Annotated in this window: 1 protein-coding gene; it reads right to left on the bottom strand. The window is 53.8% G+C overall.

Translation table 11 applies throughout. The features are described 5' to 3' along the window. Window positions 1-223 (bottom strand): hypothetical protein (locus ACTHTU_RS11465; protein WP_440362620.1); only part of this gene is annotated, 223 nt, incomplete at both ends.

Here is a 223-nt window from a genome sequence, read left to right as displayed (position 1 = left end):
TTCTTGCCGGCGTTGTTCAAACCGTCTTTGGTCAGTTTGACGTCACCTGCTTTAACGCCGTCTTGGGTCAATGCAACATCGTCGCCTACTTTCACACCGTCGTTGTTCACGGTGGTGTCGCCGGCTTCGACGCTGTTCACTACCAGGTCTTTTTTCAGCTTAACGGTCACTTTATCGTCTTGGGCTTCGGTGGTGATGTTGTCGTCGCCGGCAACGGTCACGG

This window comes from Neisseria sp. P0020.S005, from assembly GCF_051957055.1.
GTDB classification, from domain to species: domain Bacteria; phylum Pseudomonadota; class Gammaproteobacteria; order Burkholderiales; family Neisseriaceae; genus Neisseria; species Neisseria subflava_A.
This window is presented reverse-complemented; position numbering and strand designations above follow the sequence as displayed.